Here is a 15,668-nt window from a genome sequence, read left to right on the forward strand (position 1 = left end):
GGTTATAGTGTTATCCGATGACTTAAACGTATGGTTAAATTTATGTAATATTATTATATAATTGGATAAAATTACTAACGCAGCCACTATTAATGGATAAGAATAAAATTTTCATGCTTCAGCTCTGCTTGCACCCCAGAAGAATTGACAAGGTTTTGTAGCTGTGTTATAATCGAGTAGCCAGAATTAAAACGTTTACAATACAAATGCCCATGAGTATGGAATGCTGAAGTCGATTAGATTAGACCTTGTATTAGCATGAAGCAAGTGATTTATACAAGCGGGGGTCTGAATTATGTATGATTTGATGATTGTCGATGACCATAAATGGACGCGCGAAGGGTTGACCAGGAACATTCCCTGGAAAAAGAAAGGCATCAGGGTGAAATACGTCGTGAGTAACGGGAAACAGGCATTGGCGGCAATGAATGAGCACCCTGTTGATATTATAATTACAGACATTAAAATGGACATTATGGACGGGCTTGAGCTTACAAAACATGTGAAAAGCAAATGGCCAAGCACCAAAATAATCATGATAAGCGCGTACCCTGACTTTTCATATGCACAGGAAGCAGTCAATATGGGAGTGTCCGCATATATCCTGAAACCTATTAAAGAGGAGGAACTTATAGAAAAAATATCCAGGGTTATCGAAACGATTGAAAGCGAAAGGTTGAATATAAGCAAGGCACTTGAATTTGATAGGTTTAATGTTTCAGACCTCCTGAAAGAATATATTACAGGCAGTAGGCCAAATGATGCGAATATATTGGATAAACTGTGCAAAAAGGGTATTGACCTTTTAAAAGGCAAATCAATTGTTTTTACTGTTAAAGTTCTAAGGAAACACGATTTACAAAAGAAAGTCTACCAGGATATATTTAACATGGGCAAGAATTTTGCTTCATTTATTCATGGTAGTTTAACTATTGGCGTTTATACGCATGCCGGAGAAATGTCCCAATATGATTTTAATAAGTATCTTTTAAGATTAAAAGATGAGTTTAAAGGCTTGGACCTGCGAATATGCACGGGTTCAATGGCAAAAAAGCCAGAGGAGTTGAGAAAATCTTATCAAGATTCTCTAAAAGTTTATAATTATGCTTTTTTATGCAATTTAAAAGGGATAATTTCTTATGATAAGGTTAAAGATAAGATAAGCAGGCATGAAAACGGTGTATTTTTTGATTTTAATGAAGTAAGAAATATAATAAACAGTTACGGGGAAATAGACATTGCCCGGTATATCGATAGCATATTAGAAATGCATAAACGTTCAAATACGGATAGGTACTTGATTGAGAGCCAGTGTGTAAGTATGCTGGTTGAAATATCAAGATACGTGTCCGAAAGAGGTATATTGCCAGAAAGTATATTTGAAAAATGTGGGCCTATTTCCAGTATGAAAGACATGGAATTTCTTGAAGACATAAGTAACTATATAAAAAATGTTCTATATTCCGTTATACATGAAGTGAAAAAAAGGAATACCAAAAAAATACGCCCAATAGTAAAAAGGGCTATTGATTATGCCTGCAAGAATATTGACATGAAAGACATTACCATTAAAAGCATTGCAGAAAAAATTGGCGTGAGCTATGTTTACCTGAGCAAGGCTTTCAAGCAGGATGTGGGGGTAAATTTCACCGAATATTTAAACAGGTACAGGGTAGGGATTTCCAAGAAGTATCTCGTGGAAACTGATATGAAAATATATGAGATAAGTGATATTGTAGGCTTGGAACCAAAAAATTACTACATCTTGTTCAAGAAATACGAAAGTATCACACCAATGGAATATCGCAAAATGTATGGATAAATTAAAAACGGGAATGGTGAAAATGCATCTGTCGATAAAATATAAGATATTCTTGATATTTTTTTCCATTTTTCTATTATTTGCCCTTTGTGTCATGTACTTTGTGCAGAGCATCATGACAGGAGAACTTGAGGAAAAAATGACGGAACTGAACATGCAGAATACCGAGCTTGTTATCAAGGATATAGATAATTACCTTGAACAGATGAGGAGTGTCTATTACAATATTTTGACCGACAAGGAACTATGGATTGAAATTGAGGCTATAGATGAAAAACAGAAATATAATAGGTATAATTACACATTAAACAAGTTAAGGACCCTTACCAGCAGTTATAAAAGTATATATTCCATTTACCTGTATGACATAAATGATAATGTTTTTATAAGCAGTGATCAGGGAATAGAAATCTTATTATGTGATGATTGGATTGGGGAAGCCCAAAAAGATAATGGAAGAATAAAACTAACATATATTCGGGATAATAACCAGCCAATAAATACCTTGATGGCATACACAGGGACAATGAAGAAGGATTTATTTGAAAAAGATATTGCGTACGTATCGGTAAATGCTCTTGGTGAATACATGAAACAGATGGTATACCCGGAAAATTTAAGTGAAAATACGTTGCAGTTTGTCCTGGATCATCAAGACAACGTGGTTTTTGGGGATGATATTGACGACTTTAATTTTATTATTGGCAATATTACGGGCAAAATAGGAAGTTTTGAAAATACATATAATGGAATTGAATACCTGCTGATATACGGTGTTTCCCAGGATAATAACTGGAAATATATACAAATGCTTCCTAAAAAAGAAGTGTTTTCACCAGTCATAAAGGTAAGAAATGTTGTATATATTATATTCGTGGTATTTATCCTTATAGGCATGATATGTTCATACCTGACTGCCAAGCTTTTCTCGGGGCCGATTAATAAACTTGTGAAAATAATGGAGGAATACAGGAAGAACGAAGGTGACTTACAGGTTGTCAAAGCGCAAAGAGGAGATGAATTCAGGTACCTCTATGAAAGTTTCAACAATATGGTGTACAGGGTTGACCGCCTTATAGATGAAGTATACAAAGCGAATCTTTATAAAAAGGAACTGGAACTGCGCAACATCCATGAGAGCATCAATCCGCATTTTATCTACAACGTCCTGGATTCAATTATCTGGATAATGAGATTGAAAAAGTATAAAAAAGGCATAACCCTGCTTGAAACCTTTTCAACATACTTGAGAAATATCCTTCACAGGAACAGGGAGTTTGTGTCTATAAGAGAAACAGAACAAGAGCTTATTACGTATTGTGAGCTCCAAAAGTTTTTTTTCAATGATATAATAAATTATGAAATAAATTTCAGTGAAGAAATAAAGGATTATGCAATTATGACGCTTCTTCTTCAACCAGTCATAGAGAACATATATATCCATGCGTTTAAGAACCTTAAAAAGCCAGGGGAAATTAAAATCATGGGAAGCCTTGAAGGGGAGAAGATAGTATTCCGGATAAAGGACAACGGCATTGGAATGTCCCGGGATAAGATAATGAAAATCAAGAAGAACATGAAGGAATTCAAAATAGAGGAAGACAGCCGTTATTTCGGCCTTGGAAGCGTATACCAAAGGATCAGGCTTGTATACGGGGAAGAATGTGGTGTTGATATATCAAGCGAACCGGGAAAGGGAACGCTGGTTACAATAGTTATTCCTGCAAAAGAAAAAATTGATAGGGGAATATAGAATTTGGTTTAATATTATGACTAAATGTTTAATTTGTAGATTTTTTTTTAGAAACTTCTCTGGTAGTATTATAAATGTACCGTAATTAAGCAAAGTTTTTATTTTTTCCTGTGGGAGGAATTCGCTTGGAATTACCGGTTAAGAGAAGTTTCCATTTTGAAGATAAAATAAAAAACCCTATCCTGAAGAAAATATACAAGCAAAGGCACCTGTTTTTAATGCTAATAATTCCTTTATGTATATATATTCTATTCGATTATGTGCCTTTAACAAAAATATACTGGGCTTTTACCAATTACGGCGAGGTACGTTTAGATAAGGTTGAATTTATAGGGCTTGCCAATTTCAAGAGACTTTTCGGCACGCAGTCCTTTTTACGGGCGTTAAAGAATACGGTCATTATAAGCTTATACAAGATTTTATATGGCTTTCCAATACCGATCATAATTGCGATACTTTTAAATGAGATAAGAAATAAGGCATATAAAAGGACAGTACAGACGATTATATATTTCCCGCATTTTCTTTCCTGGGTGGTAATTGGAAGCATATTTTACATGCTCCTTGCGCCACAAAACAGCATAAACGCCCAAATAGCATATCTTCTTGGCAAAGAGCCGATATACTGGTTCGCAAGCAGGAAATATATACGCAGCCTGCTTGTTGTTTCTGATATCTGGCAGGGAGCGGGGTATGGAGCAATTGTTTATTTAGCAGCAATATCAGGAATAGATATTAATTTATATGAAGCAGCAATTGTCGACGGCGCGAGCAAGTTCAGGCAAATATGGCATATAACGCTCCCCAGCATACGTTCAACAATCGTTATCATGCTGATATTCAGGCTTGGGAGAATACTAAACGTGTTCCAGCAAGTTCTTGTTATGGTAAAACCGATAGTGTATGAGATGGGGGATGTAATACAGACATATGCCTACCGGACGGGTATAAGCGAAATGAAAATAGGGTACGGGATGACCGTGAGTATTTTCAAGGCTGTTGTCAGCCTGGTTCTCGTGCTTGTTGCAAACAAGACGGCTAAATACTTTGATGAAGAAGCGATATTTTGAGGTTGAGGAAGGTGGCAGTGCTTTGAATAACAAAATTATAAAAACCAGTACCGGTGAGAAAATATTCGTGATATATTCATATGTTTCAATGGGCTTATATGCTCTTTCGGTTCTTACACCATTGCTGTACATTCTACAGTTAACTCTTTCGGGAATTGAGGACGCATCTTTTCGCCTGCTGCCGAAAAACTTTACAGTAAACAATTATATTTATGTTTTTAAAAACAAACTCATACAGAGGCCATTTATGAATTCGGTCTACCTTACTAGTGTAAGTGTTCTTATATCAATGCTCACCACGGTAATGTTTGCCTACCCTTTGTCGAGGAAAGAACTGGTAGCAAGGAAATTTTTGAATTTCCTGGTGGTGTTTCCAATGGTATTCAGTATCGGTTACCTTGCCAGGTATCTTGTCGTGAGGGATTTGGGACTGCTTAATACGTATTCTGCCGTAATACTTACCGGTGCAATCAGTTCTTTCAATCTTATTATAATGAGAAACTTCTTCCAGTCAATACCTGATTCGTTGATAGAAAGCGCAAGAATTGATGGCTGTTCTGAGGTAGGGATCTTGGCCAGAATAGTAATACCGCTGTCGACTGCCGCGGTCGCCTCAGTTACCTTGTTCTACCTGGTGGACATATGGAATGAGTATTTTAATATTATACTATATATTAATGACCGGAAGAAACATACGCTGCAGGTTATACTGCACTCTCTCGTCATGGATGACAGCGCCACATCTTCTGCGACAGTGCTGGAGGGCATGCCCCTTCTGAATTTGCAGTATACAACAATCATAATTGCCATTATCCCGATAATGCTGGTATACCCTTATTTACAGAAATATTTTACAAAAGGCATACTGCTTGGGTCAATTAAGGGATAGGGATTAGTATTATACGGGATACGGTGATTTTACTGTAGGTATAATATTTATTAAAATACAAAAAAAATAAAAATGGAGGAGATGTTTTATGAGAAAAATGAAATTTATATGCCTTGTAATGGTGGTGGCAATTGCGTTGACAATGTTAACCGGATGCGTGAAATCCAAGGATACCGGAAGTACTGCATCCACGCAAAAAGAAACGCAAGAGCCAACCAACGAACCTGTGAAGCTCGACAAAATCACGTTTGCAACATGGGTCTTCTATACGATACCTGAGGTTGCAGAAGTATTGGAGAAACTATTCAAGGAAGACACAGGCGTTGAACTGGAAATTGTACACTTTGCAAAGGATAATTGGGAAGACAAGTTAAACGCCTTGTTCTTGTCAGGGGATATAGCGGATGTAGTAAGGCTTCCGGATAACATCTATACTTATGTTAAGCAGGATTTTATTGTCCCGCTGGATGACTACATAAAGCAAAATCCTGAATTCAAAAAAATGGTCGAGGCAAATCCTGCTATTGTCGAAAATTTCACAATAGATGGGAAGATTTATGCCGTTGGTTCAAAGAACGAATGTTATTTCGCGCTGTGGTTCAGGGATGACCTTTTGAGGGATTTGAACCTTTCCATGCCTAAAACCCTGGATGACTTTGTGGATATATTAAGGGTATTCAAGAAAACTGATATAAACAGAAATGGAAAAACAGATGATACAATTCCTTTAACAACATCTTCCTATATCATAAGGTGGGATATTATCTCCTCCTGTTTCGGAGTCAAGAATGGGGTCTACTTGAAGGACGGAAAATATGTTGATTCCACTCTTACGCCAGAATACAGGGAATTTATGGATTTTGTAAAAATGCTTTACAAGGATGAACTTATTGACAGAGAAGTTCCAACAAAAGGCTTGGGAGATGCTAGGACCACCTTCTTCACAGGAGGAGCGGGCTCGATATTCATGTGGGATGATATTTATGATACCTTGAAAAAGGGCTTAAACAGCAATGGGTATGAAAACTGTGAACCTGTGCCTGCCCCGCCGTTCGAGGGCCCTCACGCTACAGGAGGATTGTATTATGAAGGGGCATCAACTCCGAGAGGAATTACGAAACAATGCAAGTATCCTGCTGAAACCTTTACGACATTTTTCAACTGGTACTACCTGCATGAAAATGGCATAATTTCAACATCGAGAGGTGTACCAGGGTATTCCTACAAGGTAGTGGACGGAGTCATGGTACCGGATAACGACAAGGGAGGAGTTGGCAACAGGGGACAGGGATTCCCTCCAGTTAACCCTTTCTTTGAGTACCCGTTCAAGTTTGACCCCATTACTCAGGGAGAATATGACAGCATAAAACTGATATCAAAATGGGGAAAGGAACATGCTGACGATATTAAGACAATCCGTCCCAGCATGGAGATGGTCGATTATTATGCAATTAAAGACGATTATGTAAGCAAACTGGAAGAGCTATTCTACAGGTATGTAGTAGGTGAGATTGATTACGACTATTTCGTGAATGATTATAAGAATTACAAGAAGGAAATCGACCTTGACGGAATAATTGAAAACATGAATAAAAAACTAAAATAGTAAGTAACTGAAATTTTGTTGAAGAGGTAATGACACGGTTGCTCGCATCCGTGTCATTACTATTAAAAATGCGGGAGAAGATAAAGATGAATGGGATTAAGAGAATTATGACTTTTAATATAAGGTACAAGAATGAAATAGATGGTGAAAATGGCTGGGAATACAGGAAAGACAAAGTTGTAAGCATGCTGGATCTTTACGATGCGGATATAGCAGGTCTGCAGGAAGCAACCATAGAAATGATTAATTATATTGATAGTAATCTCCGGGATTGTTACAGTTGGTTGGGGGTCGGGAGGAATGACGGTAAAAAAGAAGGCGAATTCTGCCCCGTCTTTTACAGGAAAGGAAAGTATGAACCGGTTTCCCATGAAACTTACTGGCTTTCAAGTGCCATGGATTGCCCCGGGAGCAAAGGATGGGACGCGGTATGTCCAAGAATAGTGACCTGTGTCCTTTTTAAGGATTTGGGAACCGGCAGGAAGTTTGATTTTATAAATACCCATTTTGATTATAAAAATGAAGCCAATAAGAATAGCGCTCATCTCTTGAAAAAGATAATAAAAGAAAGGGATTGTGGAGTTCCTCTTGTAATAACGGGAGATTTCAACTGCACCAATGAAAGCTATACATACAGGTATTTGACACAATCAGGCCAGAGCGAACGCAGATTATTTGATGCCCAGGCAATATCAGGGAGACCGCATCACGGGCCTTCATATACTATAAACATGTTTAATAGCGAGCAAAAAAAAGAGAAAATCGATTTTATTTTTGTTAGCAGTAATGTCAAGGTAGTGCGCCATGCCGTGCTGGCAGACCATTGGGATGGATATTATCCGTCCGATCATTTGCCCGTACTTGCTGATATTTCTTGGCCAACTATCTAAATGTGTAAAGGGGGATAATGTGGTATGGATATGTTTTTTTTGGGCACTGGGGCAGCTGAAGCGATCCCAGCAGTTTACTGCAGGTGCAATTACTGTGTCAAGGCACGGAAAAACGGAGGAAAGGATGTAAGGTCCCGTTCGTCATTCAGAATCGATGAACGTCATCAAATAGATCTCAGCCCTGATATTTATTTTCAGATGCAAAAATACGGGCTCGATTTATACGACCTTGAACATATTTTAATCACGCACAGCCATGAGGACCATTTCGATATTGCAGAGATTTTATCAAAAGAAATGGCTGTAATTAACAACGGCAAACCTGTTTATATTTACCTCAGCACAAGTGCGGCCAAATGGGCCAAAACACTAATCAATACATATCTGGGAAATAAGAATGAGAATGAAATAAATAAAATCTATAATAAATATAGGCTTGTTCCTGTCGATTATTTTGAAATGTTCAAAGCGGGAGATCTGGAAGTTACATCTTTAAAGGCAAACCATAAGGCATTGGGGGAAAATGAATATGGATTGAATTATATTATTAAACTTAAAAATGGAAAAACGATGCTTTATGGCGTGGACACAGGGTACTACGAACAAGATACATGGGAATTCCTCGAAGGAAAGAAAGTGGATATTCTTGTAATGGAAGCTACATTTGGAGGAAGATACCGGGGTTTTCAGGTTAGCGGCCATCTTGATGTTAAAAACCTGATTTCTGTCTTGGAAAGGATGGAGCAAATTGGCTTTATTGAACAATCTACTAATATTTATGCAACGCATATCAATCACAAGCATGATTTAATGCATGACGACATGCAGAAAGTATTTGATAGCAGCAGTTTCAGGGTAACTGTAGCTTATGACGGCTTGCGCATTCCATGATAGGGATTCCCCAACCTCTTAATTCTTTACTGTAATGTTTTATTTCAGCTTTATGAAGATTTCCATCTATGACTAGCAATGCTCATAAACTTGCAGAAGACAAGTTCCCGTTTTCGATGAGTTCAATAATAAGAGATAAGATACAATAATGGGAGGGAGATTCGTGAGAGGTAAGGTTAAGATATGACCTATACCCGATTTGATGGACATAGAGAAAAGCTGGCATCCTAAGTTTAACAGCAAAAATCGCAAAAAATGCCTGAGACCATTGAACAGCAATGGTTTAAGCTATAGCGTCAAAATAGAGTTGTTTTTAAAGATATTGATATCGATGAGTTTCCGATACTATCAGGGTCAAAATCATCAAAAAGAACTGCATTAATGCAACTATTCAGGGGTAAAAATTCTTATGAATGCAGAGGAAGAGTCAGCAGGGTTATACAGAAGAAAAAGAGTACAAGAAAATTGGCGCGACAAAGCATAACCTGATATAAAGTCTACAGGCTTTAAAAAAATCTATTTTAGGATTGCCGCAAAAAGTACGGGGATGTTTAGATTATCCGTTGTCGATAGTGTCCTGAAAATCAAATTTGGGAGGGGTTCCATTGAAAATATCGTAAATCGTCGTATAAATATTGGCGTCTTGCTTTTTCATCGTTGAGATAAGACTGGCAATTTTCGCGTAATTTTTGGCGCCTTCCTCGGAGCGGAAACAACCGGCAACCTTCAACTTGCCTTTGAGGAAACGGATGTCGCGCTCGGAACCGTTGTTGTCAAAGGGCACATCAAAATTTGTAAGGAAGCGCAAGTGCTCTTGCTTGTATTCCTCAAACCGGGTTAAGAGGAGACGCTCGTCGTTGAAATACGAGATATGCTTCTTGTTTTCCGTCGCAGCCATGTATTGTGCCTTTCCGGCATCAAGGATTTCATCGTAGCGGGTGGAGATGCGGCTTAGTTCATTTTCATCAATGGAATTTAAGTCCATGGCCAGGTATTGCTTTTTCAGTTTGTTTGCATCCCGGAAAAATTCTGCCAGCTCTATTGCCCAAGGATGTTTAATGATTTCTATGACGGCCTGCAGATAACGAATATGGAGAACTCCCCATATTGCCAGACTCAACATTTTAGCGAAAATGGGGAGCTCCCCATTTGAGGCATGCAAAGGCCTCCCACTGGTTGGAAGACGGCATGAATATCGTACAGATTTCATTTCTATTAGGACATGAACAGTTACAGACAACAATGGTATATCTTGACATTACTATAGAGCAGGAATTAAAAGCCCTTGCAACACTTGAAGATGAGAACGACAAAAAGGTATCAAAGAAATGGAAAAATGTAAAAGGTAGACTGGCAGAATTCTGTGGTGTTAAGTCAATGAAAAAGTAAAGAAAAAAATCCAAACCTTTTTTAAAAAATTTGCCTAAAAACCAATGTTATTCAAAAAAGGTTTGGATTTTATTTAAGTTTGGATAACGAAGGTCGTGGATTCGTGGTCCTTTTCCTTTCCCGCCATGTGAAATACCAGCCTTCCATAAAATCTTTCTAAATGCATCATATATTTGTAACATGCCATATATGTTGTTACGAGCATTCGGAAAGTAGAAAGCTTCAGGGTCAGAAAATTTATGGACCTTGTCTGAGTAAATACGGCATTGTTCTGTAAGGAATGGTGACATTGGTACCAATCTATCCTTATCAAATTTTGTCCCTTGAATTGTCAATATGCCATTTTCAAGGTCAACGTCTTTCACTTTGAGATATCGGGCTTCCGATACACGCAAACCGCAATAATATAGCATACGCATAAACAGTGGAATTACAATATGCCCTATGGGTGCTTGTGGCGAGGGTTTTAAAAGGACTGCCTGTTTGAATATTCTTGCAATCTCATCGTCACTGAAAATATAGGGCACATAATTTGAGCCGGTTTTTTTCACCAAATCTTTCGGTGCAATATATGCCTCGTAGCCACATCTTTGCATGAAAACACCAAGTTCCCGTATAATGGTTACTCTTAACCTTTGAGTGTTTGTGCCTTCGTTTGGCCGTCTGGCTGTCCATGCCTCGACAACTTCCTTTGATAAGACATTTGTAGCATAGCCGAATTTTATACTGAACCTATCGAAATTGGCAAGCCGTTCGGCTGCACTGTTATACTGAAGCCCCATACCTCTTTTTTCTGCAATAAACTTTTCAATTGCTTCTCTTAACGGGCCTGAATAAGTATATGTTTTGATTTCAGTTGCTCTACTCATCACAAAATACCTCCCTCGGGGCTCAACGCACATTTTCGCAAGTTTTCAATATCTACATGCAGGTATGTCTTGGTGGAATTTGTGCTTGCATGTCCCAATATGCCGGAGATGACTTCGAGTGGTATGTGCTGTGCAAGCAGCCTGCAGGCTAAAGTGTGACGAAGTGTATGAAGCCCATGGGGTCTTTCCTTATCTACTTTAATTCCGGCTAATCGCAGATAACGCCGCATAATATTATATGGACTATGAAGTTTATCATACGGTTCAACATGTTTGACAAAAACATAAGGTGAATCTGTGACAGGCCTGCCGTATTTTAAATAGTCGATTATTGCCAGTCCCAAATCCTGTGATAAAGGTAAACTAATTCCTTGTGATGTTTTTGATTGTATAAGTTCAATACGACTTGTCTCCCATTTAATATTGTCAAGCCTTAAATTACTGACATCACCTCCGCGGAGCCCGAGTTGTGCTACCAATAGCAAAACCGCATAATCCCTTTTGCCGCAAGGGTTTCCACGGTCAACAGATGCTAATATTTTATCCAATTCTTCACCTGTCCAGACAGTAGGAACTCGGTCTTGGCGAGGAAAACGGAACTTGGGAACCATGACAGATAAGTCTTGCAGATGGATACCTTTTTCGTGCATAACCCTAAAAAAGCACCTCAGAGCACATAGCACTCTTCGTATTGTGGTTTTTCTATATCCCGCAAGTGATGATACAAAGCCAGAAATATGTTGTGAGTTGATTTCTGAGGCATTTTCGATTTTTTGTGTGTGCAGGTATTCAATAAAATCAAATAGATCATTTAAATCACGTTTTATGGTTATTTCTCTGTGATTGCGACGATGTGAGTATTCAATGAAGCCATCAATCGCTATTTTAAAACCATCCGGGACTACAGGAATACGCTTTCTGTTTTTTCGCAAAACGTAACCGTGCAGCTGATAGTCACCGAGTATTCTTATTGCCCGGGCTTTGATTTCAAGTCTGTTTGGTAACCGGGTAGTATGTTCATATGGATAGTTATAATTCTCACTAAGAAAATCAATTCCAAGTTCTTCTGTAAAATGATTTTCGCCTTTACTTTTTGCATACATCAGAAGTTTGTCCCAAATTGCGCGGTATGTTCTAATATACCTTTTCTTGTAATTTAGTCGTACCAATTCACCTCCTATCGCTTCGATTAATTCGGGTAGTGTCTTTCTTACCTCTTCCATATAAATACCTCCATAATGATAAATATTTGAGTTCCATAATGGTTAAATTTAATCCCTAATAACCACTGAGTAGCTCATTTCTATTTTACACCATGGAGTATTATGTGAAGTATTTGAACTATAACTATTGATTTTATGCGGCTTTAGAGGTGCAACCTTGCATAATTACTTTCTCAACATAACCTTGATTATGTGAAGCTTCACATAATGAAGGTATTTCGTATAAAGCAGCCAACTGGCTTTATCTAGGAGAGACCAAAGGGATTGGTCGTAACGGTGGGAAAAAAAGAATTCTTTCAAGGAAGTCAATCTTTGTATATCCATTACAGAACGACTTCAGAGCTTATCTTAAGGGGGAAAAGCCTTATAAGGTGGTGGAGCCGGATGAGTAAACGTAATTGTTTTACATAATTGAATTAAATTACTATAAAAGACAGTATTAATAGATAAAAATAAAATTTTCATGCTTCAGCTCTGTATCACATTCAGTACGGTTGATTAAAAATCTTTTTTTATATTATACTAATTGAAGTTAATATTACATTTTGCTTTTAATAGTTATATATTATGCATATAAATATAGTGTTTTTTTTTTGTAAAACCTATTGTTAAACAATAAGGAATAATAAATTACACCTGTAAAGGAGAATTACCAATAATGATATTTTCCAAGTCAAAAAAATTTACAAGTTAGTATGTGATTATGTGGATTTAGTTTTAAAATGCCATGAGGAGTTTGTTGCTGCTATTGAAATACTCTTTACTGATAAGCGGAAATTCAAAATTGAAACACTGGCAGCAAGAATCAGTGCATTAGAGTCAAAGGCGGATGATGAACGCCACAGTATTATTAAAACCTTGCTTGGCGGTGCATTATTGCCCGAGTCACGGGGAGAAATACTTAAGCTCATTGAGTTGACAGATGAGGTAGCAAATAAATCAGAAGAATTAATAACGCAGATTTGCCTTGAAAATATTACATTTTATGATGAAATGAAAACCTGTATTATTGACATTAATAACAAGACAAGAGAACAGTTTTTATTACTCCGCAATATAATAAACACACTCTTTACCGGTTATGACATACTTGAAAACTATAAAATAATACAAAAGACAGAACTGATAGAAAGTGAAGTTGACAAGCTGGAAGAAAGCTTGATTAAAGAACTGTACTCCATGGACATCAACCTGGTAGAAATGAATCAGCTAAGGAACATAATTTCAAAATATCCGATACATCCGATATTATAGAAGATGTAATCAGATACTATAGAAATTATTATGGCAACAAGAAAGGTTTAATAAATGAAACAATTTAGTAAAAGCTTTTGATATAAGCTTCTACATCAGATCTCTTTCCCTTAAACGGTCCGGGTGTTTCCATTTTTAACGATACCAGTGCTGCTGCGTATATAAGTGAATCTTCCATTTCTCTATTGTTTCTTTCTGTTATATAAGCGCTAAAGCACGTGTCTCCCCTGCCTGTCCTTCCTGATAGGTTTCTTGGTTTTAAGGGGCACTGGCAAAATCCGTCTTTATTATACGTAATAACCTCGGTGTTGTGGGTAATCATTATTTCACGGGCACCCCAGTTAAAAAGAGTTTCCGCCGCTTTCTTTCTGTCGCTGTATCCTGTTAAAACTTCTGCCTCGGCAGCATCTGCTTTCAGAAAGTCAATGTATGGCAAATAGTCTTTTTTCCCTTTCCAATCCTTGAAAACCATTTCTCCGTTTTCCGCTACTCTTAAAAAACCCTGCACATCCACTGCAACTTTTCCCTTTTTTGAAAGGTGCTTAATAAGTTCATTGTTAAAATCCCCTGCGATTAAACCCGCAAGATGGTATATTTTGGAGTTTACATCGGGAATATCTTCCACAGTAAACGGGTCGGCAATGCTTAAAGCAGTGCATTTTCTTCTTTCCTTGTCCTCTGAAAAAAATTCACTTTTAATTGATGTTGTCTTTTTTGATGGTAGATAATATATATCCTCCCGAGGAATATTAAACTCATCAAGCAGGTGTATATCCTCCCTTGCAGTTTTTGTAAGTACTCCTGTTTTGTTTCCCCCGGCAAAGGCCACGTAAGAACTGTAGATAACAGCTCCACCAATTAACTCGGTTAATTCTCCCTTATGGGTAATGATTTTGTCAAGAGAAATATGTCCTATAATAAAAGTGTCATAATTTTTCATACTTGTATAGCCCCCTTAAACTGATTCTTCGTATATAATTAACTTATATAAAATTATAAAATTTCCGAAATCTTGTAAACGATTACGGTATAAATTATATTACAATAAATATCAATATGTCAACTCTTTAAACGAAATGCAGCTCATTTGACGTAATTTTTAAATTATTATATAATATAACTTGTAACAATTGCTGCCTATAATTGAAGGGAGGTATTAATTTCATGCCACGTTCGCTATTCGATCTTACTGGTAAAACAGCGCTGATTACTGGTTCTAGCAGAGGTATAGGTTTTGAATTAGCTCGCGGTCTTGCAGAGGCAGGAGCAAAAATTATATTAAATAGTGCTAATAAAGATAATTTGCAAACGGCTGTGTCTAAGTTGGCAAATGAAGGCTTTGAAGTTTATGGAGCTCTTTTTGATGTTACTGATAAGCAGCAAATAGAAGAGCAATTAATATCCGTAGAAAAGCAGGCTGGCCCTATTGATATATTAATTAACAATGCCGGCATACAAATACGCGCGCCGCTTGAAGCTTTTAATTTATCTGAATGGAAGAAGATAATTGATATAAACTTAACAGGCGTGTTCCTTGTTTCTCAGTATGTTAGCAAAGGTATGATCGCGAGAAGATCAGGGAAAATAATAAATATTTGTTCATTGCAGAGCGAGTTGGGAAGACCTACCATTGCTCCGTATGCTGCGTCCAAAGGCGGAGTAAAAATGCTTACAAAAGCCATGGCAGCAGAATGGGCAAAATATAATATTCAGGTTAATGGAATAGGTCCCGGATATTTTATTACCGATATGACAAGAACTCTTGCCGAGGATGAAAAATTTGATTCATGGATTAAAAACAGAACTCCTGCAGGCAGATGGGGAGATGTAAAAGAATTAATAGGAGCGGCCATATTTTTTGCTTCTGATGCTTCAAGTTTTATAAATGGTCAAATACTATATATTGATGGAGGATTGTCTTCAGTGGTTTGATAATATTTCAAGGGAGCAAATTAGTTGCAGCTATTTCATGAACCTGGTTGTTCATCAGGAACGACACTATATGATAACAT

Annotated in this window: 14 protein-coding genes and 1 pseudogene; 11 read left to right on the forward strand and 4 right to left on the reverse strand. The window is 37.3% G+C overall.

What is annotated here, in order from left to right:
• Positions 1–295 precede the first annotated feature (295 nt).
• The 7 genes from HPY74_00940 to HPY74_00970 all read left to right on the forward strand — a co-directional run bounded on the left by HPY74_00940 (position 296) and on the right by HPY74_00970 (position 8,921).
• Complete coding sequence (locus HPY74_00940) at positions 296–1,822, forward strand: response regulator (protein NSW89243.1); 1,527 nt, start codon at positions 296–298, stop codon at positions 1,820–1,822.
• Positions 1,815–3,575 carry a histidine kinase gene (locus tag HPY74_00945; protein ID NSW89244.1) on the forward strand — a complete coding sequence of 587 codons (1,761 nt, stop codon included), beginning with the start codon at positions 1,815–1,817 and terminating at the stop codon, positions 3,573–3,575. The genes HPY74_00940 and HPY74_00945 overlap by 8 nt, the downstream gene beginning before the upstream one ends.
• A 125-nt stretch (positions 3,576–3,700) precedes the next feature.
• On the forward strand, positions 3,701–4,645 hold the full coding sequence (locus HPY74_00950; protein NSW89245.1) for a sugar ABC transporter permease: 945 nt from the start codon (positions 3,701–3,703) through the stop codon (positions 4,643–4,645).
• A 22-nt stretch (positions 4,646–4,667) separates the two neighbouring features.
• A complete protein-coding gene (locus tag HPY74_00955; protein NSW89246.1) occupies positions 4,668–5,534 on the forward strand; it encodes a carbohydrate ABC transporter permease in 867 nt (288 codons plus the stop codon).
• Positions 5,535–5,622: 88 nt separating this feature from the next.
• Complete coding sequence (locus HPY74_00960) at positions 5,623–7,140, forward strand: extracellular solute-binding protein (protein NSW89247.1); 1,518 nt, start codon at positions 5,623–5,625, stop codon at positions 7,138–7,140.
• Between the two features lie 86 nt (positions 7,141–7,226).
• Entirely contained in the window at positions 7,227–8,030 is an 804-nt protein-coding gene (locus tag HPY74_00965; GenBank protein ID NSW89248.1) for an endonuclease/exonuclease/phosphatase family protein, read from the forward strand.
• A gap of 24 nt (positions 8,031–8,054) precedes the next feature.
• A complete protein-coding gene (locus HPY74_00970; GenBank protein NSW89249.1) occupies positions 8,055–8,921 on the forward strand; it encodes an MBL fold metallo-hydrolase in 867 nt (288 codons plus the stop codon).
• 556 nt (positions 8,922–9,477) lie between these two features.
• Here the strand turns inward: HPY74_00970 and HPY74_00975 are convergent.
• Entirely contained in the window at positions 9,478–10,083 is a 606-nt protein-coding gene (locus HPY74_00975) for a transposase (protein NSW89250.1), read from the reverse strand.
• Here HPY74_00975 and HPY74_00980 point away from each other — a divergent pair.
• Positions 10,074–10,310: pseudogene (locus HPY74_00980) on the forward strand (integrase). The gene HPY74_00975 and the pseudogene HPY74_00980 overlap by 10 nt on opposite strands.
• Before the next feature lie 47 nt (positions 10,311–10,357).
• Here the strand turns inward: HPY74_00980 and HPY74_00985 are convergent.
• On the reverse strand, positions 10,358–11,179 hold the full coding sequence (locus HPY74_00985) for a tyrosine-type recombinase/integrase (GenBank protein NSW89251.1): 822 nt from the start codon (positions 11,177–11,179) through the stop codon (positions 10,358–10,360).
• Entirely contained in the window at positions 11,179–12,402 is a 1,224-nt protein-coding gene (locus HPY74_00990; protein ID NSW89252.1) for a tyrosine-type recombinase/integrase, read from the reverse strand. The genes HPY74_00985 and HPY74_00990 overlap by 1 nt, the downstream gene beginning before the upstream one ends.
• A 215-nt stretch (positions 12,403–12,617) precedes the next feature.
• Between HPY74_00990 and HPY74_00995 the strand changes: the two genes are divergently transcribed.
• Positions 12,618–12,794, forward strand: a complete 177-nt coding sequence (locus HPY74_00995) for a DUF4338 domain-containing protein (GenBank protein ID NSW89253.1) — start codon at positions 12,618–12,620, stop codon at positions 12,792–12,794.
• A gap of 313 nt (positions 12,795–13,107) precedes the next feature.
• Positions 13,108–13,656, forward strand: a complete 549-nt coding sequence (locus HPY74_01000; GenBank protein ID NSW89254.1) for a DUF47 family protein — start codon at positions 13,108–13,110, stop codon at positions 13,654–13,656.
• A 64-nt stretch (positions 13,657–13,720) separates the two neighbouring features.
• Here HPY74_01000 and HPY74_01005 read toward each other — a convergent pair whose 3' ends face one another.
• Positions 13,721–14,596 (reverse strand): ribokinase, encoded by an 876-nt coding sequence (locus HPY74_01005; protein NSW89255.1) that lies wholly within the window; start codon positions 14,594–14,596, stop codon positions 13,721–13,723.
• A 215-nt stretch (positions 14,597–14,811) separates the two neighbouring features.
• Here HPY74_01005 and HPY74_01010 point away from each other — a divergent pair, with 215 nt between their 5' ends.
• The gene (locus HPY74_01010) at positions 14,812–15,588 is read left to right on the forward strand and encodes an SDR family oxidoreductase (protein ID NSW89256.1); all 777 of its coding nucleotides are present in this window, start codon (positions 14,812–14,814) and stop codon (positions 15,586–15,588) included.
• The last annotated feature ends 80 nt before the right edge of the window (positions 15,589–15,668 follow it).

It is taken from the genome of Bacillota bacterium, assembly GCA_013314855.1.
Lineage (GTDB): Bacteria > Bacillota > Clostridia > Acetivibrionales > DUMC01 > Ch48.

Coding starts and splice junctions, on each gene's coding strand:
- HPY74_00940 (NSW89243.1), top strand. CDS start 296: ATGTATGATTTGATGATTGTCGATGACCATAAATGGACGCGCGAAGGG.
- HPY74_00945 (NSW89244.1), top strand. CDS start 1,815: ATGGATAAATTAAAAACGGGAATGGTGAAAATGCATCTGTCGATAAAA.
- HPY74_00960 (NSW89247.1), top strand. CDS start 5,623: ATGAGAAAAATGAAATTTATATGCCTTGTAATGGTGGTGGCAATTGCG.
- HPY74_00965 (NSW89248.1), top strand. CDS start 7,227: ATGAATGGGATTAAGAGAATTATGACTTTTAATATAAGGTACAAGAAT.
- HPY74_00970 (NSW89249.1), top strand. CDS start 8,055: ATGGATATGTTTTTTTTGGGCACTGGGGCAGCTGAAGCGATCCCAGCA.
- HPY74_00985 (NSW89251.1), bottom strand. CDS start 11,179: ATGAGTAGAGCAACTGAAATCAAAACATATACTTATTCAGGCCCGTTA.
- HPY74_00990 (NSW89252.1), bottom strand. CDS start 12,402: ATGGAAGAGGTAAGAAAGACACTACCCGAATTAATCGAAGCGATAGGA.
- HPY74_01005 (NSW89255.1), bottom strand. CDS start 14,596: ATGAAAAATTATGACACTTTTATTATAGGACATATTTCTCTTGACAAA.